The 22,970-nt window shown below is 64.5% G+C and carries 15 protein-coding genes and 1 pseudogene; 2 read left to right on the top strand and 14 right to left on the bottom strand.

All coding sequences use genetic code 11. The features are described from left to right. Positions 1-27: 27 nt before the first annotated feature. The 9 genes and pseudogenes from tpiA to LJ362_RS08885 all read right to left on the bottom strand — a co-directional run bounded on the left by tpiA (position 28) and on the right by LJ362_RS08885 (position 13,321). Entirely contained in the window at positions 28-813 is a 786-nt protein-coding gene (gene tpiA, locus LJ362_RS08845) for a triose-phosphate isomerase (protein WP_264798689.1), read from the bottom strand. A 14-nt stretch (positions 814-827) separates the two neighbouring features. Then, positions 828-2,045, bottom strand: a complete 1,218-nt coding sequence (locus LJ362_RS08850; RefSeq protein WP_264798690.1) for a phosphoglycerate kinase — start codon at positions 2,043-2,045, stop codon at positions 828-830. Further along, a pseudogene (gene gap, locus LJ362_RS08855) lies at positions 2,042-3,042 on the bottom strand (type I glyceraldehyde-3-phosphate dehydrogenase). Before gap ends, LJ362_RS08850 begins: the two are co-directional and overlap by 4 nt. A gap of 9 nt (positions 3,043-3,051) precedes the next feature. After that, complete coding sequence (whiA, locus tag LJ362_RS08860; protein ID WP_039207494.1) at positions 3,052-4,035, bottom strand: DNA-binding protein WhiA; 984 nt, start codon at positions 4,033-4,035, stop codon at positions 3,052-3,054. 25 nt (positions 4,036-4,060) lie between these two features. Next, positions 4,061-5,056, bottom strand: a complete 996-nt coding sequence (locus tag LJ362_RS08865; protein WP_264798691.1) for a gluconeogenesis factor YvcK family protein — start codon at positions 5,054-5,056, stop codon at positions 4,061-4,063. 1 nt (position 5,057) lies between these two features. Then, the gene (gene rapZ / locus LJ362_RS08870) at positions 5,058-5,948 is read right to left on the bottom strand and encodes an RNase adapter RapZ (protein WP_373284074.1); all 891 of its coding nucleotides are present in this window, start codon (positions 5,946-5,948) and stop codon (positions 5,058-5,060) included. Positions 5,949-6,032: 84 nt separating this feature from the next. Continuing rightward, entirely contained in the window at positions 6,033-7,892 is a 1,860-nt protein-coding gene (gene uvrC, locus LJ362_RS08875) for an excinuclease ABC subunit UvrC (protein WP_264798692.1), read from the bottom strand. Positions 7,893-7,897: 5 nt separating this feature from the next. Then, the gene (gene uvrA / locus LJ362_RS08880) at positions 7,898-10,768 is read right to left on the bottom strand and encodes an excinuclease ABC subunit UvrA (protein WP_264801809.1); all 2,871 of its coding nucleotides are present in this window, start codon (positions 10,766-10,768) and stop codon (positions 7,898-7,900) included. A gap of 57 nt (positions 10,769-10,825) precedes the next feature. Beyond that, complete coding sequence (locus LJ362_RS08885) at positions 10,826-13,321, bottom strand: DEAD/DEAH box helicase (RefSeq protein WP_264798693.1); 2,496 nt, start codon at positions 13,319-13,321, stop codon at positions 10,826-10,828. A 65-nt stretch (positions 13,322-13,386) separates the two neighbouring features. On the opposite strand from LJ362_RS08885, the gene LJ362_RS08890 reads away from it, so the two are divergent. Further along, the gene (locus tag LJ362_RS08890) at positions 13,387-13,677 is read left to right on the top strand and encodes a YciI family protein (protein WP_264798694.1); all 291 of its coding nucleotides are present in this window, start codon (positions 13,387-13,389) and stop codon (positions 13,675-13,677) included. 132 nt (positions 13,678-13,809) lie between these two features. Here LJ362_RS08890 and LJ362_RS08895 read toward each other — a convergent pair whose 3' ends face one another. The 5 genes from LJ362_RS08895 to rpsA all read right to left on the bottom strand — a co-directional run bounded on the left by LJ362_RS08895 (position 13,810) and on the right by rpsA (position 21,820). After that, entirely contained in the window at positions 13,810-14,868 is a 1,059-nt protein-coding gene (locus LJ362_RS08895) for a TerC family protein (RefSeq protein WP_264798696.1), read from the bottom strand. A gap of 186 nt (positions 14,869-15,054) precedes the next feature. After that, positions 15,055-17,187: an excinuclease ABC subunit UvrB gene (gene uvrB, locus LJ362_RS08900; RefSeq protein ID WP_139467298.1), complete on the bottom strand. Its 2,133-nt coding sequence runs from the start codon at positions 17,185-17,187 to the stop codon at positions 15,055-15,057. A gap of 90 nt (positions 17,188-17,277) precedes the next feature. After that, positions 17,278-18,453, bottom strand: coding sequence for a dephospho-CoA kinase (coaE, locus tag LJ362_RS08905; RefSeq protein WP_264798697.1), 1,176 nt, complete (start codon positions 18,451-18,453; stop codon positions 17,278-17,280). Between the two features lie 9 nt (positions 18,454-18,462). Continuing rightward, positions 18,463-20,289 carry a hypothetical protein gene (locus tag LJ362_RS08910; protein ID WP_264798699.1) on the bottom strand — a complete coding sequence of 609 codons (1,827 nt, stop codon included), beginning with the start codon at positions 20,287-20,289 and terminating at the stop codon, positions 18,463-18,465. A 46-nt stretch (positions 20,290-20,335) separates the two neighbouring features. Continuing rightward, positions 20,336-21,820 carry a 30S ribosomal protein S1 gene (rpsA, locus tag LJ362_RS08915; RefSeq protein WP_167196481.1) on the bottom strand — a complete coding sequence of 495 codons (1,485 nt, stop codon included), beginning with the start codon at positions 21,818-21,820 and terminating at the stop codon, positions 20,336-20,338. A 206-nt stretch (positions 21,821-22,026) separates the two neighbouring features. Between rpsA and LJ362_RS08920 the strand changes: the two genes are divergently transcribed. Next, positions 22,027-22,866: a class I SAM-dependent methyltransferase gene (locus LJ362_RS08920; RefSeq protein WP_264798700.1), complete on the top strand. Its 840-nt coding sequence runs from the start codon at positions 22,027-22,029 to the stop codon at positions 22,864-22,866. Positions 22,867-22,970: the final 104 nt, after the last annotated feature.

A 22,970-nucleotide genomic window follows, 5' to 3' on the forward strand; every position in this document is an offset into this window, starting at 1 on the left:
GTTTCGTCGAATGATGCGTCTGTCAGTCTACTTCGCGACCGCGGCCTTGCACAAAGCGGCGAAGTCCGGACCGCTGAGGCTCGCACCTCCGACCAATGCGCCGTCGACGTCCGCGGAAGCGACGATCTCGGCGACGTTGTCGGCCTTGACCGACCCACCGTAGAGAATGCGGGTGGTCTGGGCAAGAGCCTCGCCGTACTTCTCACCGATGCGTGCGCGGATCGCCGACGCCATCTCGGCGGCATCGGCGGCAGTTGCTGTCTCTCCGGTGCCGATCGCCCACACGGGTTCATAGGCGATGACGAGGCCGGAGAGGTCGCCTGCGTCGAATCCGGCCAGCGACTCCTCAAGCTGTCCGAGGGTGAACTCGATGTGGCTCTTCTCCTGTCGCTGCTCCAGCGACTCCCCCACGCAGAGGATCGGTGTGAGTTCGGCCGAAAGTGCTGCCTTGATCTTGGCGGCCACGACCTCGTTGGTCTCGTGGTTGTCGGCACGGCGTTCGCTGTGGCCGATGACCACGTAGCTGCAGCCGAGGCGGGAGAGGAACGATGCGGCGATCTCTCCGGTATGCGCTCCGGGAGCGTGCTGGGAGACGTCCTGGGCACCGTACTTCAGCCACAGCTTGTCGCCCTGGACGAGTGTCTGCACCGAACGGATGTCGGTGAACGGCGGAATGACGACGACTTCGCAGTCGCTGTCGTCGAGTTTGGCGTCCTCGAGTGCCCAGGCGAGCTTCTGGACAGCGGAGATCGCCCCCAGATGATCGTGGTTCATCTTCCAGTTGCCTGCCAGCAGCAGGGTGCGGTCGCTCATGGTGTCTGTCTTCCTCATCCGAGTGCGTCGAGTCCGGGCAGGGTCCTGCCTTCGAGATATTCGAGGCTGGCACCTCCGCCGGTGGAGATGTGGCCGAAGGCGTCATCGGCGAAGCCGAGGCTGCGCACGGCGGCTGCGGAATCGCCGCCGCCGACCACGGTCAGCCTCTGTCCCCCGCTGCTGCCTTCGTCGGCCAGGGCTTGGGCTACGGCTTGGGTGCCGGAGGCGAAGGCCGGGAATTCGAAGACGCCCATCGGCCCGTTCCAGAACACAGTGGTCGAGCCTGCGATGATCTCGGCATAGGCGCGAGCCGATTCGGGGCCGATGTCGAGGCCGAGGCCGTCGCCTCCGGCCGGAGTGTCTTCGAGTTCGGCGACGGGCCGTATCCAGTGCTCGGCGTCGGCGGCGAAGGAGGCGGCCATGACGATGTCCGTGGGCAGGACGATGCGTGCACCACCGGATCGGGAGCGTTCGAGGTAGCCCTTGACGTCGTCGATGCGGTCCTTCTCGACCAGGCTCGATCCGATGTCGTGGCCGAGTGCGGCGAGGAAGGTGAAGACCATTCCCCCGCCGATGAGCAGATTGTCGGCACGGTCGATGAGGTTGTCGATGACGCCGAGTTTGTCCGAGACCTTGGATCCGCCGAGGACGACGGTGAACGGTGGTTCGGGGTTGTTGAGCAGCCTGTCGCTGACCTCGACTTCGGCACGCACGAGTGAGCCGGCATAGTGCGGGAGGAGGCCGGCGATGTCGTAGACCGAAGCCTGTTTGCGGTGGACGACACCGAATCCGTCGGAGACGAAATCGTCGGCCAGCGCTGCCAGCTGGGTGGCGAATTCCTGGCGTTCGGCATCGTCCTTCGCTGTCTCGCCGGGGTTGAAGCGCAGGTTCTCCAGCAGCAGCACGTCGCCGTCGGACAGGGCTGCGGCCCTCGTCTGCGCATCGTCACCGACGGTGTCGGCGGCGAAGGCGACCGGACGGCCGATGGCTTCGGCGAGTTCGGGGACGATCGGGGCCAGTGAGAACTGCGGATCCGGTTCTCCCTTCGGCCGGCCCAGATGCGACATCACGATGACCTTGGCTCCCGCCTCGGCGAGGGACCTGATCGTTCCGGCTGAGGCCAGGATGCGACCGCGGTCGGTGATCGTGCCCTCGTCCATCGGCACGTTGAGATCGCTGCGGACGAGCACCGTGTGTCCGGCGAAGATGCCCGCATCGTCGAATGTCCTCATGAGTCCCTTTCGCTGAGAATGTAGCTGACCATGTCTTTGAGTCGGTTCGTGTATCCCCACTCGTTGTCGTACCAGGCGACGACCTTGATCTGGTCGCCCAGCACCATCGTGAGCTTGGAATCGACGATCGCCGAGGCGGTGGTGCCGACGATGTCGCTGGAGACGAGTTCGTCGGTGGAGAAGTCGAGGTAGGGCGATCCATCTGCTGCGGAGGCGAGGATCGCGTTGACCTCGTCGCGGTCGGCGCTCGTGGAGGTGGTGAAGGTGAAGTCGATGATCGATCCGGCGGGCACCGGCACGCGGACGGCCAGTCCGTCGAGCTTTCCCTCGAGGTGGGGCATGACACGGCCGACGGTGCGTGCGGCTCCGGTCGTGGTCGGCACGATGTTGACGGCGGCGGCTCGGGCGCGACGCAGATCCCGGTGGGGTCCGTCGACGAGCATCTGATCGCCGGTGTAGGCGTGAACGGTGTTGAGCAGCCCGGATTCGACGCCGAGGGCATCGTCGAGCGCCTTGACGACGGTGGCCATGCAGTTCGTGGTGCACGAGGCATTCGAGACGACGGAGTGCGCGGTCGGGTCGAACGTTTCCTCGTTCACCCCCATGACGAGGGTCGCGTCGACGTCCTTTCCGGGGGCGGAGAGCACGACGGTCTGCACGGTGCCGCCGAGGTGGCCGCGGCCTGATCCTGACGGGTGAAGCGTCCGGTGGATTCGACGACGAGTTCGACCTTGTGCGAACTCCAGTCGATGGCGGACGGGTCGGCTTGGCTGGTCACCGCGATCTCTCGACCGTCGACGATGATCGCCTCGTCGGCGGCGTCGACATCGTGGTCGAAGCGAGGCCACACGGAGTCGTGGGAGACCAGATGAGCCAGGGTCGTCGTATCGGTGAGATCGTTGATGGCCACGACCTCGAAATCAGCATCGGGTTCGAGGGACAGACGGAACAGGGCGCGGCCGATGCGGCCGAAGCCGTTGATGGCGATTCGTCTCATGCCTCGATCTTAGCGATCCTCGAGCATTTCCGGGGTCAGACTGGCTTCGGTGCCGGGAATTCCCAGTTCTTCCGCATGCTTGTCCGCTGTGGACAGCAGCCTGCGGATCCGGCCGGCCACCGCGTCCTTCGTCATCGGCGGGTCGGCGAGCTGACCGAGCTCTTCGAGGGACGCCTGTTTGTGGGTCACGCGAAGCTGACCGGCGTACCGGAGGTGTTCGGGGACTTCGTCACCGAGGATCTCCAGGGCGCGTTCGACCCGGGCACCGGCGGCCACGGCGGCACGTGCCGAGCGACGCAGGTTCGCATCGTCGAAGTTCGCCAGGCGGTTCGCAGTCGCGCGGACCTCCCTGCGCATCCGCCGTTCCTCCCAGACCAGCACGGCGCTGTGGGAGCCCATGCGGGTGAGCAGAGCGGCGATATCGTCGCCGTCGCGGATGACGACGCGGTCGACTCCGCGGACTTCGCGGGCTTTCGCGCTCAGTCCGAGCCGGCGGGCGGCGCCGACGAGGGCAAGAGCCGCCTCGGGGCCGGGGCAGGTGACTTCCAGCGCCGAGGAGCGCCCCGGCTCGGTCAGTGAGCCGTGAGCGAGGAAGGCTCCGCGCCAGGCGGCTTCGGCATCGGCGACGGAGCCGTTCACGATGGCCGAGGGCAGTCCACGCACGGGACGGCCGCGGTTGTCGACGAGTCCGGTCTGGCGGGCCAGGGCACCCCCGTCACGGGTGACGCGCAGCAGGTAGCGGTTGGAGCGGCGGATTCCGGCGGCGTTGATGACGACGATGTCGGCATGCTGACCGTAGAGATCCTTGATCTCCGCGCGCAGCCGTTTGGCGGCCTGGGCGGTGTCGAGTTCGGCTTCGAGAACGATCGAGCCGTTGACGAGGTGGAGGGCGGAGGAGAAGCGGAAGATCGAGGACACCTCGGCCTTGCGGGCGGAGGTGCGAGTGATCTTCACTCGCGCCAACTCGTCCTTGACCTGAGCGGTCAGTGCCATAGCTCGTCCTCCTGCACCTGAAGTTCTACCACTGCTCGGCGACGCCGATCCCGGCGTCCAACAACATGTCACGGTAGCATGCCGCCAGCTTGAGGCTGTCATGCTGTCCCTGCCTCCGAGAGCGCAGGGGACGTTCCCAGAGTTTCGCTCCGAACATGTCCTCGGCACGCTGCGACAGGTCGGGTTCGAGTTCGGTGGCCGCCTCGTCGACGAGGACATAATCCAAGGTCAGTGAGCGGGCATGACGGTGGAGGGAGACGAGGTGTTCGCCGAGGCTCAGGTCTTTCGTCTCACCGTCGGTGGAGCTGAGATTGAGCGTGAGGGATTTCACCGCTGTCGAGGCCACGATCGCCTCGGCGAGCGACGGCACGAGCAGGTGCGGCATCACCGAGGTGTACCAGGAGCCGGGGCCGAGGTTGAGAACCTCGGCCTCCTCCACGGCTTCGATCGTCTCATAGCGGGCCGGTGGAGCCGCCGGGTCGAGGCGCACGGTCTCGACGTGGCCGATCGTGGAGGCGAGCACGGACTGTCCGCGCACGACCTGGAAGGAGCCGGGGAACTTCACATCGGCTTCGATCGTCAGCGGCACCGAGGACATCGGGAGCACGCGACCGTGAGCGCGCAGCAGCCGAGCCATCCAGTCCAGGCCGGCCACATGGTCGCCGTGGATCTGCCACAGGGCTGCGATGAGCAGGTTGCCCACCGCGTGACCGTGCAGCTCACCTGTCGATTCGAAGCGGTGCTGGATGACATCACGCCAGGTCTGGCCCCACGTGCCGTCGTCGCAGAGTGCGGCCAGAGCCATCCGCAGATCGCCGGGAGGCAGTCCGCCGAGTTCGTCGCGCAGTCGTCCGGATGAGCCGCCGTCGTCGGCGACTGTGACGACCGCGGTGAGGTCTTCGGTGAGCAGACGGAATGCCCTCAGCGCCGCGTAGAGTCCGTGGCCTCCGCCGAACGAGACGATATTGGGACCGTCCTTCTGTGCGCCCGTGGAGATGACGGGCAGATCTTCGGTCTCCATGTCATTCTCTTCCCAGATCGCGGTGACGCACAGCCACTGGGATCCCGGTCTGGGCCGACAGCAGTCGTCCGACCCTTTCGCTGATCGCCACCGAGCGGTGTTTGCCGCCCGTGCAGCCGATTCCGATCATCGCGTAGCCGCGGCCTTCGTGCAGATATCCCTCGGCGACGGTAGACAGAGTCGCGGCATAGCGTTCGATGAATTCCTCGGCGCCGTTCTGCTCGAGGACGTAGGCTGCGACATCGGAGTCGAGTCCGTTGTGTCCGCGCAGATGGGGAATCCAGTACGGATTCGGCAGGAAGCGGACGTCGGCGACGTGGTCGGCGTCCTTGGGCAGGCCGTATTTGAATCCGAAGCTCATCACCGTCAGACGCAACGGCGGGGTGTCGTCGTCGCTGAAGCGTTTGCGCACCTCCGCGGAGAGCTGGTGCACGTTGAGGTCGGAGGTGTCGACGATGATATCGGCGCGGTGTTTGAGGGACTCGAGCTCGGCACGTTCGGCCTCGATGCCGTCGAGCAGGGTCCCCTCCCCCTGCAGTGGGTGGGGCCGCCTGGTCGATTCGAAGCGTCGGACGAGGACTTCGTCGGAGGCGTCGAGGAAGACGATGCGCAGGGACAGACCCTGATCGACGAAATCGCTGATCGTCTCCTGCAGTTCGGTGTATTTGGTGCGCCCTTTGGCGTCGATGACGATGGCGATCTTCGGCAGGGCGCCGTCGGCACGGGCGACGAGTTCGACGAGCGGACGCATCATCTGCGGCGGCAGGTTGTCGACGACATACCAGTCCATGTCTTCGAGCACATTGGCCACGGTGGTACGACCCGCTCCGGACATTCCGGTGACGAGCACAACCTCGATGGGGTGGTCGGATCCGTTCGATTCGGCCTGCACGCTCACTCGTCCTCCTCTGCTCGTGCCCGATCGGTCGGTGGGCACTGTACCTCTCGGCACTACTCTAGGCCAGAATCGCAGAGCTCAGTCGGCCAGAGCCGTGACGATCTTCGCGGCGAGGGAGGGACCGATTCCCTTGACCTCGCAGATCTCCTCGGCGGTGGCAGCACGGACCTTCTTCACGGATCCGAAATGGCGCAGCAGAGCGGTGCGCTTCGACTCTCCGAGACCCGGAATGTCGTCGAGCACGGAACTCGTCATCGCCTTCGCACGTTTCGACCGGTGGTAGGTGATGGCGAAGCGGTGGGCCTCATCACGCAGGCGCTGCATGAGGAAGAGCCCTTCGGAGTTGCGTGGGAGGATGACCGGGAACGGATCGTCCGGAATCCAGATCTCTTCGAGCCGTTTGGCCAGACCGACGACGGAGATGTCGACGATGCCGAGATCCGTCAGTGCGCGCGTCGCTGCCGCAACCTGCGGGCCGGCACCGTCGACGACGAGGAGGCTGGGTCGGTAGCCGAAGCGTTCATCCGGTTCCTCGGAGGTCATCTGCTCGAGGTAGCGGCTGAAGCGACGGGAGACGACGTCGTACATCGAAGCCGTGTCGTCGGCCGCGGCATCACCGTGGATGGCGAAGTGTCGGTAGTCGCGCTTCTTCGCCATTCCGTCTTCGAACACGACGAGGGAGGCGACGACGTTCGATCCCTGGGTATGGGAGATGTCGATGCATTCGATGCGCAGCGGTGCTTCCGGCAGGTCGAGGTGCTCCTGGATCTCCTTGAGAGCCTGGCTGCGGGTCGTCAGGTCGGACGACCGTTTGAGCTTGTGCTGGATGAGCGCTTCCTTCGCGTTCTTCCCCACGGTGTCCAGGGCCGCCTTCTTCTCCCCGCGCTCGGGTACCCGCACGGTCACCCGCGAACCGCGCTGCTCGCTCAGCCAGGCCTCCAGGGATTCCAGATCCGCCGGAAGTATGTCGACGAGGATCTCCTTCGGAATGGCATCGGCATCGAGTCCGGAGTATGCCTGTCGCAGGTAGTCGGTGGTCAGTTCCGCGGGAGTGTGATCATCGGAGCGTTCGATGATCCAGCCGCGTTGGCCGCGGATACGACCCTGGCGCACGTGGAAGACCTGGACGGAGGCTTCGAGCTCCTCGGTGACAAGGGCGAAGATATCGCAGTCGGCGCTCACCGATAGGACGACGGCGGATTTGTCGAGGACTTTCTGCAGGGCGGAGATCTCGTCGCGCAGACCGGCCGCGCGTTCGTAGTCGAGTTCGGCCGCGGCTTTGGCCATCTCCTTCTGCCGGTGGCTGATGAACCGGCCGGTGTTTCCGGACATGAAGTCGGAGATGCTGCGGGCCAAGTCCTTGTGATCGTCCTTGCTGATCTGACCGACGCAGGGAGCAGCGCATTTGTCGATATAGCCGAGCAGGCAGGGCCTGCCGCTGCGTTCGGCCCGCCGGTAGACCCCTGCTGTGCAGGTGCGCATCGGGAAGGCCTTGAGCAGCAGGTCGAGGGTGTCCTTGATCGCCCACACCTGAGCGAAGGGACCGAAGTACTTCACGCCCTTGCGTCGTTTTCCCCGGGTGATGAAGGCCCGAGGCACCTCGTCATTCATCGTAATCGCGAGGTAGGGGTAGGACTTGTCGTCGCGGAACATGACGTTGAACCGCGGGTTGAACTCATTGATCCACGTCCATTCGAGCTGCAGAGCTTCGACCTCGGTGTCGACGACGGTCCATTCCACCGAGCTCGCGGTGTGGACCATCGTCGAGGTGCGGGGGTGCAGCTGGGCAGGGTTGGCGAAGTACGAATTGAGTCGGTTGCGGAGGTTCTTCGCCTTTCCGACATAGATCACCCGCCGGTCGGGGTCACGGAATTTGTAGACCCCGGCCGATGTGGGGATCGACCCGGTGGCCGGACGGTAGGTGGATGGATCAGGCATTCGGATCAGGACTTGAGCATCGGCTTGAGGAACCGTCCGGTGTGCGATTCGGCCACCTCGGCGACCTCTTCGGGAGTGCCCTGGGCGATGATCTGCCCACCGCCGCGGCCGCCCTCGGGTCCGAGGTCGATGATGTGATCGGCATTGCCGATGACATCGAGGTTGTGTTCGATGACGATAACCGTATTGCCTTTGTCGACGAGTCCCTGGAGGACCATGAGCAGCTTCGAGATGTCCTCGAAGTGCAGACCGGTCGTCGGTTCGTCGAGCACGTAGACGGTGCGACCGCGGGAGCGCTTCTGCAGTTCGGCTGCGAGCTTGACACGCTGAGCCTCACCGCCGGAGAGCGTCGTGGCCGGTTGGCCGAGTCGGACATAGCCGAGCCCCACCTCCACGAGGGTCTTGAGGTGTCGCGAGATCGCGGGAATCGCGGCGAAGAAGTCGTTGGCCTCCTCGATGGGCATGTCGAGGACCTCGGCGATGTTCTTGCCCTTGAACGTGACTTCCAGGGTCTCCCGGTTGTACCGGGCGCCCTGGCAGACCTCACAGGGGACGTAGACATCGGGCAGAAAGTTCATCTCGATCTTGATCGTGCCGTCGCCGCTGCAGTTCTCGCAGCGTCCGCCCTTGACGTTGAAGGAGAACCGACCGGGCAGATAACCGCGGACCTTCGCCGATTCGGTTTCGGCGAACAGTCGGCGCACATGGTCGAAGACCCCGGTGTAGGTCGCGGGATTCGACCGCGGCGTGCGACCGATCGGCGACTGGTCGACGTGAACGACCTTGTCGAGATTGTCCAGGCCGGTCACGCGCTTGTGCCGTCCCGGCACCCGCGAGGCGCCGTTGAGGACGTTGGCCATCTGTGTGTAGAGGATCTCGTTGACGAGAGTCGATTTGCCCGAACCGGACACGCCGGTGACGGCGGTGAGCACACCGAGGGGGAAGGACACCGTGACGTCGCGCAGGTTGTTCTCCACGGCCTTCTCGACGGTGACCATCCGGTCCTTGTCGACGGGGCGGCGGGTCGGCGGGATCTGGATCGCCCGCCGGCCGGAGAGGTAGTCGCCGGTGATCGATCCTTCGGCATCCCTGAGGCCGGTGACGGGACCGGAATAGACGACCTCTCCCCCGTGCTCGCCGGCGCCGGGTCCGATATCGACGATCCAGTCGGCGGATTCGATGGTGTCCTCATCGTGTTCGACGACGATGAGGGTGTTGCCGAGATCCTTGAGCTTGTTGAGTGTTTCGATGAGTCGGCGGTTGTCTCGCTGGTGCAGTCCGATCGAGGGCTCGTCGAGGACGTAGAGGACGCCGACGAGGCCGGAGCCGATCTGCGTGGCCAGGCGGATGCGCTGGGCCTCGCCGCCGGAGAGCGTACCGGCTGCCCGGTTGAGGCTGAGGTAGTCGAGGCCGACGTCGAGGAGGAACCCGAGTCGGGCGTTGATCTCCTTCATCACCTGCGCCGCCACGGCGGCATCGCGGGAGCTCAGCTCGAGGGAGCCGAGGAAGGAAGCCGCTTCATCGAGGGCGAGTTCGGAGACCTCGGCGATGGACCTGTCTCCGACCTTGACGGCGAGGATCTCCGGTTTGAGGCGCGTACCGTCACAGCTGGCACACGGGATCTCGCGCATATAGGACTCGTAGCGTTCCCGCGACCACTCGGATTCTGTTTCCTCGTGCTTGCGCTGAATGTATTGGTAGACGCCTTCGAAGCCCGTCGAGTACGTGCGTTCACGCCCGAAGCGGTTCTTGTACTTGACGTGGACCTTGTAGTCCTTGCCCGTGAGAATCGCGGTCTTCGCGGATTTCGGCAGCTTCTTCCACGGCGTCTTCATATCGAAGCCGAGTTCGTCGCCGAGCCCCTTGAGCAGACGGTTGAAGTACTTCGAGACCTGTTTGCCTCCCGACCAGGGGGCGATGGCCCCGGAGCCGAGGCTGAGATCCTCGTCGGGGACGACGAGATCTTCGTCGACCTGCAGACGGGTGCCGATGCCGTCGCAGGTGGGGCAGGCGCCGAAGGGCGAGTTGAAGGAGAATGAGCGGGGTTCGATCTCGTCGATCGTCAGCGGGTGCTCGTTGGGGCACGACATGTGCTCGGAGAATGTGCGGGTCGTGCCTGCGTCGACGAGTTCGATGTCGATGCGTCCGTCGGCGAGTCCCAGGGCGGTCTCGACGGAGTCGGTCAGCCGCGGGCGCATTCCCGATTTGGCGACGAGGCGGTCGACGACCACGGAGATCGTGTGCTTGTACTGCTTCTCCAAGGTCGGCGGTTCGCTCAGGCTGATCTGCTCGCCGTCGACGATGGCCCTGGAGAAGCCCTTGGACTGCAGGTCGGTGAAGAGGTCGACGAATTCGCCCTTGCGGGACCGGACGACGGGAGCGAGGACGAGGAACTTCGTCCGCTCCTCGAGTTCGAGCAGCTGGTCGACGATCTGCTGCGGGGTCTGCTTCGTGATGACCTCACCGCAGACGGGGCAGTGCGGGATGCCGATCCGCGCCCACAGCAGGCGGAGGAAGTCATAGACCTCGGTGATCGTGCCGACGGTCGAACGCGGATTGCGCGATGTCGACTTCTGGTCGATCGACACCGCCGGAGACAACCCTTCGATGAAGTCGACGTCGGGTTTGTCCATCTGCCCGAGGAACATCCGGGCATAAGAGGACAGGGATTCGACGTAACGTCGCTGTCCCTCGGCGAAGATCGTGTCGAAGGCCAGCGAGGATTTGCCGGAACCGGACAAGCCGGTGAACACGACCATCGAGTCGCGCGGCAGCGCGATCTCGACGTTCTTGAGATTGTGTGCTCGCGCTCCCTTGACCCACAGGGTGTCGAGATGGGAGACGCCTGTCACTTGCTCACCGTTATTGGTTTTCATCACCTGACCACTGTATTACTCGGCACTGACATTGCTGCATTCGCAGCGGTTTCCGGCTCATCCGCCGATCTCTCCGACGGAGAGGATGCGGAGCACGATATCTCCGGATTCGTCGCTGGCGGCCACATCCACCTCGGCGTCGATGGCCCAGTCCCGGTTGTCATCGGGATCGGCGAGGATCTGTCGGACGCTCCATGTGTCTGAACCGGGAGTGATATCGATATATTCCCCACCGCGGGCCTTCTGGTCGACGATGAGCTCCCCGTATTCGTCGTAGAAGTCCTCGATCGCGTCTTCCCAGGCACGGGAGTCGAAACCGGATTCGGCGTCGAGACGGCCTAGCTCGATGTAGTTCGCACGTTCGGCCAGCAGCACTCGGTGGAACAGGGCATTGCGGACCTCTGCGGTGAACACCTTCGTATTCTCGGAGAAGCGGCGGTCGAGCGCCGGCAGCTCGTCGGAGGCTTCGGTGGGGTCGAGTCCCTGCAGGGTGCGCCATTCGTCGAGCAGCGACGAATCCGTCCGGGCAATGGTCTCACCACACCATTCGATGATGGTCTCGAGCTCCTCGGTCCGATTCTCCGCGGGGACGTTGTGGAGCAGCGCACGGTAGACGTCGGTGAGGTAGCGCAGCAGGCTGCCCTCGGCCCGGGCGAGGCTGTAGTAGCCGACGAACTGGGTGAAGCCCATGGCCTGCTCGATCATGTCGCGGACGACGGATTTGGGTTCGAAGCCGCCTCGGTGGAGCCAGGGATGGGTCTCGACGAAGTGGTCGAAGGCCGGGTCGAGCATCTCGGCCAGAGGTGCGGGGCTTTCGATCTCGTCGAGGATCGCCATGCGTTCGGCGTATTCGACGCCTTCTGCCTTGAGCTCGGCCAGGGTCTCTCCCTTGATCCGGTCGAGCTGGCCCTTCAGGATCTGGAACGGCACCGAGGTGGTCGCCTCGACGATGGATACGACGTCGAGGGCGTAGGTGTCGTCGTCCTCGTCGAGAAGCTCCAGTGCGGCGAGCACGAAGGGAGCCAGGGGCTGGTTGAGCGCGAACTGGGGGCCGAGGTCCTGGGTGGCGATGAGTTCGCTGCCGCGGACCTCGATGAGTCCGGCGTCGATGAGGGAGCGTCCGATGCTGATCGCGGTGAGTTTGAGGTCGAGCCGGCGTTCCCTTGTCTCATGCGTCTTGTCGATGAAGTCGCTGATGGTCGACACATCGGAGCCGGGACGGGCGACGAGGTTGAGGATCGTCGAGTGGTCGATCTTCATCCGCGGCCGCAGGGTCTCGGATTCGCCTTCGATGAGTTTTGCGAAGGTCTCTTCGGACCAGCCCACGAAGCCGACCGGAGCGGCCTTCTTCTTGACCTTCTTCTTTTTCTTCTTGTCATCGTTGGCCGCTTTGGCTTCTGCCTTGAGGTTGTCGATGACGTGTTCGGGGGCTTGGGCGATGACGTAGCCGCGGGTGTCGAATCCGGCGCGGCCGGCACGTCCGGCGAGCTGTTGGAATTCGCGGACGCTGAGTCTGCGCATCTTCCGCCCGTCGAACTTCGTCAGTCCGGTCAGCAGCACGGAGCGGATGGGCACATTGATGCCCACGCCGAGGGTGTCGGTGCCGGAGATGACGAGCAGCAGTCCCTTCAGCGCGAGCTGTTCGATGAGACGGCGGTACTTCGGCAGCATTCCGGCGTGGTGGACGCCGACGCCGTGCAGCAGCAGTTTGCGCAGGCTGGTCCCGAATCCCTTGCCGAAGGTGAAGCCCTTGATGGCTGCGGCGATCGCGGCCTTCTGTTCCTTGGAGGCGAGATCCACCGAGAGCAGGTTGGTGGCGAGGTCGATGGCACCGTTCTGAGAGTAGGAGACGACGTAGACCGGGGCTTTGTCGTTGCGGACGAGGCCTCGGAGAGTGTCCGAGAGCGTCTCCGTCGAATATTCGTAGTCGAGCGGGACCGGCCTGGTCGCCGAGGTGACCACGGAGGAGTCGCGTCCGGTCGTCTCCGTCATCGTCCGTCGGATGTCGGTGGTGTCGCCCAAGGTGGCGGACATGAGGACGAACTGGGTCTGCGGCATCTCGAGGAGGGGCACCTGCCAGGCCCAACCGCGGGAGGGGTCTGCGACGTAGTGGAATTCGTCCATGACGACCATTCCGGCGTCGAGCATTCCGCCTTCGCGCAGCGCCTGATTGGCCAGGATCTCCGCCGTGGCGCAGATGACGGGTGCCTCCGGGTTGACGGTGGAGTCGCCGGTGATCATCCCGACGTTCTCGGCACCGAAGGCGTCGATGAGGGAGAAGAACTTCTCGCTCACCAGGGCCTTGAGCGGGGCCGTGTAGTACGACCGGATCCCGCGGGTGAAGGACTGGTAGAGAGCGAACAGAGCGACGAGTGACTTCCCCGAGCCGGTCGGGGTCGCCATGATCGTATTGTCTCCGGCGAGGATCGTGAGGAACGCCTCGTCCTGAGCCGGGTAAGGCTCGACACCGATCTCTCGGCAGTATTCGCCGAAGGACTCATAGATCGTGTCGTCGTCAGCGAATTCCGCTGGGATCTCCTGCAATCTGGCCACGCTGATGCACAGACCTTTCCGATTAGACTGATTCCATCCTATTGCTCGACACCGAGGAGTCACATATGCCGGTCTTCGCCGTCACCTACCACTATGGTCCCGATACGGATACGCGGATGGAACACCGCCCCGCGCATCGCCGCTGGCAGGCGGAGCTGAATGAGGCCGGGACGATCCTCGCCTCCGGCCCCTTGGACAACGATCCGCAGCCGGGAGGGCTGCTGATCCTCAACGCCGCCGACCGTGCGGAGGTCGAAGGCCACCTCGCCGCCGATCCCTATGCTTCCCTCGGTGTCACCGAGTCGACGGACATCCGCGAATGGACTCCCGTGTTCGGCCCCTTCGCCCAGGGCTGAGGGCCGCTCTGCCGGTCCGGGTCTGCCCCGACAGGGAAGACGCGAGCGGGGTCCGTCTCGAGAGATCGAGACGGACCCCGCTCGCTCTGAGCCGACACCGAGGAGGTGCCGGCGCGACCGGGTCCGATCGGCTCAGGCCTCTTCGGATTCGTTCGAGCTGACGTCCTTGAAGGAGATGCCGTCCTTCTTCATCTTCACGAGTGAGGCGATGGTGGCCACCACCATGGCGAGGACGATGACGGTCAGGGACAGCCACGTCGGCACCTCGGGGATCGAATGACCCCACGAGAGGAACTCCCAACCACTCGAATGCAGAGCGTGGATGATGAGCTTGACGCCGATGAAGCCGAGGATCGCGGCGATTCCGTAGTGGAGGTAGACGAGCTTGTCGACGAGTCCTCCGAGCAGGAAGTACAGCTGACGCAGACCCATGAGGGCGAACACGTTCGCGGTGAACACGAGGAACGCGTTCTGAGTGACGCCGAAGATCGCGGGAATCGAGTCGAGAGCGAACATCACGTCGGTCGAGCCGATGGCGATGAACACGATGAACATCGGGGTCCAGTACTTCTTGTTGTCGTCGAGGGTCACCCTCAGCTTGTTGCCGTGGTATTCGTCGACGACGTTGATGCGCTTGCGCAGGAACCGGATGAGGCCGTTCTCGCCGTCCCCTTCGTCTTCGGAGCTGAAGGCCTGCCGGTAGGCGACGATGAGGAGGAAGATGCCGAAGATGAAGAAGACTTCGACGAAGGCGCTGATGATCGCCGCACCCGCGAGGATGAAGATGCCGCGGAAGACGATGGCGATGATGATGCCGACCATGAGCACTTCCTGCTGGTACTTCCGCGGTACCGAGAAGCTGCCCATGATGATGATGAAGACGAACAGGTTGTCGATGCTCAAGGAGTACTCGAGCAGCCAACCGGTGAGGAACTCGCTGCCGTGCTGGGCATCGCCGATGGCGAAGAGCGCGCCGGCGAAGACCAGCGCCAGGGCGACGTAGAAGGCGACCCAGATGCTCGCTTCCCGCATCGACGGAGTATGTGGTCGCTTGACGACCAGCAGGAGGTCGAAGACGAGGATCGCAACGACGATGATTCCCGAGGTGATCATGAACCAGACGGGGATCGGAGATTCGCTCGCAGCAGCTGCGTTGCCGCCGGCCGCGAGCGTGGAGGACAGGATATCCATGGATGCCTTTCGTGGTGAACAGGATGTATCCAGGTCGAAAGTCTCTCCCACGCGGTGAATCTGCGTGCGCTCCGCGTCCGGACCCTTTGTAGGGTCGTGGTGACGACCGCGGATGGACGGGATACTCCCTTTCGCCAGCACACCAGTATAAACACGCGAGCATCACTCCCGCGTCACCGGTGCGGATCAGGCGTGCCCGGCCTCCTTCATCTGGCGCAGCTCCTGCTTGAGGTCGGAGAGCTCATCGCGGAGTCGTGCGGCGAGCTCGAACTGCAGCTCCGCGGCGGCCGAATGCATCTGCGAGGTCAGCGATTCGATGAGTTCTGTGAGGTCAGCCGCCGGCGGGCGCAGCGAACCGGGCTTGCCGGCGGCTTCCCTCTGTTCGTCGGTCAGGGTCGAGTTGTAGCCGCGCTTGCCCTTGCCGTAGTCGAATTCGGTGAGCAGCTCTCGAGTGTCCTCGTCCTCACGCTGCAGTCGTTCGGTGATGTCTGCGATCCGCTTGACCAGCGGCGCCGGATCGATTCCGTGCTCTTCGTTGTAGGCGATCTGGATGGCGCGCCTGCGGTCGGTCTCGTCGATGGCGGTGCGCATCGAATCCGTGATCGTATCGGCGTACATGTGCACCTGGCCGTTGAGGTTACGTGCGGCACGACCGATCGTCTGGATGAGCGATGTCGACGACCGGAGGAAGCCTTCCTTGTCGGCATCGAGGATCGCCACGAGCGAGACCTCGGGAAGGTCGAGGCCCTCACGCAGGAGGTTGATGCCGACCAGCACATCGAATTCACCCGCGCGCAGCTCTGTGAGCAGCTCCACACGTCGCAGAGTGTCGACGTCGGAGTGGAGGTACTGGACGCGGATATCGTGTTCGAGCAGATAGTCGGTGAGATCTTCGGCCATCTTCTTCGTCAGAGTCGTCACGAGCACACGCTCATTCGCGTCGACACGGGTCTTGATCTCGTCGAGCAGGTCGTCGATCTGCCCCTTCGTCGGCTTGACCTTGATCTCGGGGTCGACGAGTCCGGTGGGGCGGATGATCTGTTGGACGTATCCGTTGGCGTTGCCGAGTTCGAAGTTGCCGGGTGTGGCCGACAGGTACACGCTCTGTCCCACGCGCTCCCGGAACTCGTCGAACTTCAGCGGCCGGTTGTCCATGGCACTGGGCAGACGGAAACCGTGCTCGACGAGGGTGCGCTTGCGAGACATATCGCCTTCGTACATTCCGCCGATCTGCGGGACCGTGACATGGGATTCGTCGATGACGAGCAGGAAGTCCTCGGGGAAGTAGTCGAGCAGGCAGTTCGGTGCCGAACCGGGATCGCGGCCGTCGATGTGCCGGGAGTAGTTCTCGATGCCGGAGGTGAAGCCCATCGACTCCATCATCTCGAGGTCGTAGGTCGTGCGCATCTTCAGCCGTTGGGCTTCCAGCAGCTTGTTCTGCGATTCGAACTCGCTCAGCCGCTTCTGCAGCTCGTCCTCGATGCCGCTGATCGCGGTGGCCATCCGGTTCTCACCGGCGACGTAGTGGCTGGCCGGGAACACGTGGATGGTGTCCTCGTCGCGGACGATCTCGCCCGTCAGCGGGTGGAGGGTCTGCAGCGATTCGATCTCGTCGCCGAAGAATTCGATCCGCAGCGCGAGCTCCTCGTACTGCGGGATGATCTCGACGGTGTCTCCTCGCACGCGGAAGGTCCCGCGGGTGAAAGCCATATCATTGCGGGCGTACTGCATCGACACGAAGCGTTTGAGCAGTTCGTCCCGATCGCATTCGTCGCCCTTGTGAAGGGTGACCATCCGGTCGACGTACTCCTCAGGAGTGCCGAGACCGTAGATGCATGACACCGTCGAGACCACGACGACGTCGCGTCTGGTGAGCAGCGAGTTCGTGGCCGAGTGCCGGAGACGTTCGACTTCGTCGTTGATCGAGGAGTCCTTCTCGATGAACGTGTCCGTCTGCGGCACATAGGCTTCCGGCTGGTAGTAGTCGTAGTAGGAGACGAAGTACTCGACCGCGTTGTTGGGCAGAAGCTGTCGGAACTCGTTCGCCAGCTGCGCGGCGAGAGTTTTGTTCGGCGCCATGATCAGGGTCGGTCTCTGCACCTGCTCGATGAGCCATGCCGTCGTCGCAGACTTGCCTGTGCCGGTGGCACCGAGGAGGACGATGTCCCGCTCTCCTGCATCGAGCCGGTCGGAGATCTCTCGGATCGCCGTCGGTTGGTCGCCGGAGGGAGAGTACTCGGAGACGACCTCGAAGGGCGCCACTTCACGGGTGACGTCGGGGCGGTGGCCGATCGCTGGCAGGGGGCGTTCTGAGCTCATAATCCAACCTTAGCCCCCGCCCCTGACATTGGGCAGATCGGAGTCGGAACGACAGCCTCGGCGAAGTGCCTGCCGACATGTGTCAGCGTGTCAGTCGAAGCTGTCGGGCACCAGTCGGCGGCGCATCTGCAGGAAATACGGTTCCTTCGATTCCGCATATGTTCTTATCATCTGCCCGTTCGTGCCGCCCGCAGCCTTGGCTTCGGCCACACGGTCTCTCTTCAACTCGAGGTAACGGTCCCGCTCCCCCGTGTCCGCGATGAGCAGGTCACGGAATGCGCGGGCGAAGCGCACACCGACCGAGTCCGCGGTGCGCACATGCAGATTGACGGCGCGGCCGGGGTCCGTGTTCGCGTGGAACCATTTCCCCTCGGTCGACTCTTCGCCGAGGTGGTCGCTCATCTCGGCTCCCGGATAACCGAGTTCGGCCAGTCGGGGTGCCAGCTCCCTGGCGGCGGTGAGATCGAGGACGAGGAGCTGCAGATCGATGACGTCCTTGGCGGGCAGTCCCGGCACAGAGGTGGAGCCGATATGTTCGACGGCGAACTTCTCGCCCGTGCCGTGTCGCAGCTTTCTGATCGCTCTCTGCGCGTCACCGATCCAGTCGGCATCCGCGGGATCGACGAGTTCGAGGGCTGCCTTCGGTGCCCACTGCCCGGACGAGAGATTGGCGGCGAAGGGGCGGATCCGGGATTCGATGAGCCGGGCGACCGCGGCCCTCGTCTCTTCGACGGGACCGGAGTTGTCGATGGTGACATCGCAGGCTGCTCGGCGGGTGTCGTCATCGGCTTGGCGGGAGATCCGTGCGGCGGCGTCGTCGCGGCCCATTCCGCGGGAGTCCATGAGCCGCTGCAGGCGCACCTCGGCGGGCACGTCGACGAGGAGATTGAGGTGGTAGGCCGGTGTCATGTCGTTCTCGACGAGCAGCGGAACGTCGTGGACGACGATCTCGGCGTCGGCGTGTCTGGCGAAGTGTTCGGCGGTGCGGTCGCGGATCGCCGGATGCATCAGGCCGTTGAGCCGTGCTGTGTGGTCGGAATCGACGAAGGCTGCCGCGGCCAGTGCCGGCCGGTCGAGCGAACCGTCGGAGTGCAGCACTTGCGGCCCGAAGGCCTCGGCCAGTTTCTCGAGCAGCGGCTGTCCGGGTTCGACGACTTCGCGGGCGATCCTGTCGGCGTCGACGAGCACTGCCCCGTGTTCGACGAGCATTGCGGACACCGTTGACTTTCCGGCGCCGATTCCGCCGGTGAGACCGATTCTCAGCATGGGATCATCTTACTGATCCAGTCGGTACACCCGCACTCCCTCCTCGGCGAAGATCGGATCTCCGACGGCGGCATCGAGGAATTCCGCATAGTCTCCGTCACCTCCCGGCAGGAGCGGAGCTTCGGGGGCGAGGACGATGAAGTCGACCCCGGTCTCCCTCAGTTCGGCGATCGCCGACGCGACTTCCGGGCTGTCCGCGCGCGGCATGGGCTCACCGTCGAAGACGGAGCCGTGCAGGAGTTCGTCGAGGGCATCCTCGGGGGCGGAATAGGTCACCGGCGATTCAGGGCTCGAACCGATGAAGTAGCCGCCGGTCTCGCGGTAGCGAAATCCGCTGACCGACTGCCACACCATGGCTTCGTCGGCGTGGGGCTCAGCCCATGCCAGGGGGCGGGGGAAGGTCTTGACGACGGATCCGGCGGGGACCACCTCGGCGATGGAGTGCTCGTAGAAGTCCGGAACTGTCACCTCATGGGCGGTCTGCGGAGCGGGGAGGATGGCAGCGGCGGCGAGGACGAGCAGGATGAGGAGGGCGCGGGCGCGAAGCAGCTTCCGGTGGTTCAGCGCCCACTGGAGGCCGATTCCGAGCACGGCGAAGAGCGCGATCGTCGAGTGGAGGACGAGCCGCATGGGCAGGATGTTGTTGAGTACGGGGATGGCTTCGATGAGCGCGAACGGACCGGTCTCGAGGGCGATTCGGCCGCCGAGGAGAATCGGTGAGCCGAGTGCCAGCAGGCCGACGAGGATGCCGGTTGCCGCGGCGATGCGCACCGGCACCTCGTGTGCGGACCGTTGGGCGAGGCCGAGAACGATGAGCACAGCCGCCGCCAGTGCTGGTGCGCCGACGTAGGCGCCGAGTTCGGCGGGGTCGATCTCCATGATTCGGGGCAGAGGAGGCACTCCGGAACTCAGCCAGGCCGGGGCAGCGGGCAGGATCGGGTCGAGCAGGTCGGTGTTCCATACTCCGTGTGGGCGGATCGCGCCCTGTGGGGCGTTCGGTCCGGACATGGTCACCAGCAGCGGTATCGCACACAGCATGGCGATGCAGCCGGCGACTGCGGAACCGAGTCCGAGGGCGACCCATGACCGGGCGCGGTAGAGGCGGAGTCCGAAGACGGCGAGGCTGGCCAGGAAGCAGAGTGCGGCGAGGAAGGTTCCGGCCAGAACTTCGGTGGAAACGTAGAACTGGAAGCCGAGGAGGAGCCCGAAGCCTCCTCCGATCAGCCACAGGCGACGGCTGCGCAGCAGTGAACGGCCGGGATCCGCCTGTATCGCTCGGCCGAGGTCGAGGAGCGCGAGGATCGCCCAGGCGGTCAGGGGCGGAGTGACGATATAGGCGAGGTTCGGATGGCCGCCGAGCTGGGCGATGACATAGCTGGAGAAGCCGACTCCGGCAGCGGCCATGAAAGCGGGCAGGCGGGCGAGGAAGCGGCGGAAGAGCACGGCTGCGGCCAGGCTGCCGAACACCGGGAAGGCAAGGATGAGGAGGTTGTAGCTCACGATGGGGCCGGCCACCCACGTCACAGGAGCGAGCAGGATCGCAAACCCTGCGAGCGAGGTGTTCCAGGCTCCGTTGACTCCCCCGCCGAGGGCGTTCATCGATTCCGTGTACAGCAGCCTCCCGGTCTGCCCCGGTCCGAATCCGAGGGCGTCGGCGAGCACCTGTGCACCGTGTCCGAGCCACCAGATGAACAGGGAGGTGTCATCGTTGGAGGCGACGACGCTGCCGCCGGGATCGGCGGCGACGGAGCCGAAGACGGTGAGGCTGCCGACGCAGAGGATGAGGGTGTACCACAGCCAGGGGCGCAGGCGCGCCCTGATTGCGGGGGCATACACAAAGGGCTCCCGGCCTTCCGACCGGGAGCCCTTGTGGGAGCTGTTATCAGCTGCCTGCAAGCTTCTCACGCAGAGCCGCGAGAGCTTCGTCGCTGGCCAGGGTGCCCTCGTCGTTCGCCTCTTCGGAGGAGAACGATCCGGTGGCCGGAGCGGCTTCGGCAGAGCCGACGGCATCGGCTGCGGAAGCCTCGGCGTCCGCTGCGATGGCCTTGGCGACCTGCTTCTTGTGCTCTTCCCAGCGTTCCTGAGCGGCGGCGTACTGCTGCTCCCAGGTCTCGCGCTGAGCCTCGTAGCCCTCGACCCATTCGTTGGTCTCGGGGTCGAAGCCCTCGGGGTACTTGTAGTTGCCGTCCTCGTCGTACTCCTGCGGCATGCCGTAGAGAGCGGGGTCGAGGAACTCTTCGGCCTCGGGGTCGACGCCTTCGTTCGCCTGCTTCAGCGACAGCGAGATGCGGCGGCGTTCGAGGTCGATGTCGATGACCTTGACGTAGATGGTCTCGTCGACCGAGACGACCTGCTCCGGCAGATCCACGTGGCGCACGGCCAGCTCGGAGATGTGGACGAGGCCTTCGATGCCGTCTTCGACGCGCACGAACGCACCGAAGGGAACGAGCTTGGTGACCTTGCCCGGCACGATCTGACCGATGACGTGCGTGCGAGCGAAGTGCTGCCAAGGATCTTCCTGGGTGGCCTTGAGCGACAGCGAAACGCGCTCACGGTCCATGTCGACGTCGAGGACCTCGACGGTGACCTCGTCACCCACGGTGACGACCTCACCCGGGTGATCGATGTGCTTCCAGGACAGTTCGGAGACGTGGACGAGTCCGTCGACACCACCGAGGTCGACGAACGCACCGAAGTTGACGATGGAGGACACGACACCAGGACGGACCTGGCCCTTCTGCAGGGTCTGCAGGAAGTCGTGGCGGACGGCCGACTGGGTCTGCTCGAGCCAGGCGCGGCGCGACAGGACCACGTTGTTGCGGTTCTTGTCGAGCTCGATGATCTTGGCTTCGACCTGCTGGCCGATGTAGGGAGCGAGGTCGCGGACGCGGCGCATCTCGACCAGGGACGCGGGCAGGAAGCCGCGCAGTCCGATGTCGACGATCAGGCCGCCCTTGACAACCTCGATGACGGTGCCGGTGACAACGCCGTCGTCTTCCTTGATCTTCTCGATGTCGCCCCAGGCGCGCTCGTACTGAGCACGCTTCTTGGACAGCATGAGACGACCCTCTTTGTCTTCCTTCTGAAGGACGAGGGCTTCGATGTCGTCCCCGACCTCGACGACTTCGCCGGGATCGACATCGTGCTTGATGGAAAGCTCACGCGCGAGGATGACGCCTTCCGTCTTGTATCCGATGTCGACGAGGACTTCGTCACGGTCGACCTTGACGACTTCGCCCTCAACGATGTCGCCATCGTTGAAGTACTTGATGGTCTCATCGACGGCGGCGAGGAAATCCTCAGCGGTTCCGATGTCGTTGACAGCGACCTGCTTCGGCTGCACCGATTCCGGCGTGGTGGTGGTCATATAGGTAGGGACTCCGATGGAATATTGGTCCAGATCCGGTACCCTGGCGGCAGGTCGTGTAAGTTGCCGCAAGAACCGAATCCGGTCTCGATTGCGAATTTGGACTTGTATGCACAGGCGCATACGGTTGTCAATGCTAGCACCTTTTCAGGCGTGAATGCACGCCGCAGAGTCGAATTATCACCACCTGGGGCCACGGAGGAACCATGAGCGAAGGAACTGACGGAGCCGAGGTCATCAGCGGTGGCTATCTCCCCATCGACGAAGAGGCTTCAGTCCGGGCCAATCGCAGCTATTGGGACAACTCTGCCGAGGAGTATCTGGCCGAACACGGCACGTTCCTCGGCGCTTCGGATTTCATCTGGTGTCCGGAGGGAATTCACGAATCCGATGTCCGCCTCCTCGGCGACGTCGACCGGAAGCAGGTGCTCGAGGTCGGCTGCGGTGCCGGTCAGTGCTCTCGGTGGCTGGCCGAGCAGGGCGCGATCACCACAGGTGTCGACGTCTCCGCCGGAATGCTCGAGCAGGCCTCGCGTCTGCAGCGCGAACATCCCCTGAGCACCGAGGCGACTCCCCCGACGTTCCTCCTCGCCGATGCCCGACAGCTGCCGTTCGCGTCGAACAGCTTCGACGGCGCGTTCTCCTCCTATGGGGCCCTGCCCTTCGTCAAGGACGCCGAAGTCGTCTTCGCCGAGGTGGCCAGGGTGCTGCGCAGCGGCGGGCAGTGGGTCTTCTCGACGACGCACCCGATGCGGTGGATGTTCCCCGACGTCCCCGGTGAGGCCGGGCTGACCGTCGAGTATTCGTATTTCGATCGCACTCCGTACGTCGAGCTGTCCTCGGACGGTCAGCCGGTCTACGCCGAGCATCACCGGACGATGAGCGACTGGGTCAGCCTCCTCGTCGAGGCCGGCTTCACGATCGATTCGGTGACCGAACCCGAATGGCCCGAGGAGAATCGGACCGCTTGGGGCGGCTGGTCGCCGCTGCGCGGGGCGCTCATGCCCGGCACCGTGATCTTCTCCACCACTCTGAACAAGGACTGAGGTGCCGCCCAGCCGAGCACTGAGGCGAACGCTCGGTCAAGCAGCGCCGCGCGCAGCAACCTCGTTCAAGCGCCAGCTCGAATTTTGATAGGTACACGCCGCGA

The sequence above is a fragment of the Brevibacterium sp. JSBI002 genome, assembly GCF_026013965.1.
Taxonomy (GTDB): domain Bacteria; phylum Actinomycetota; class Actinomycetes; order Actinomycetales; family Brevibacteriaceae; genus Brevibacterium.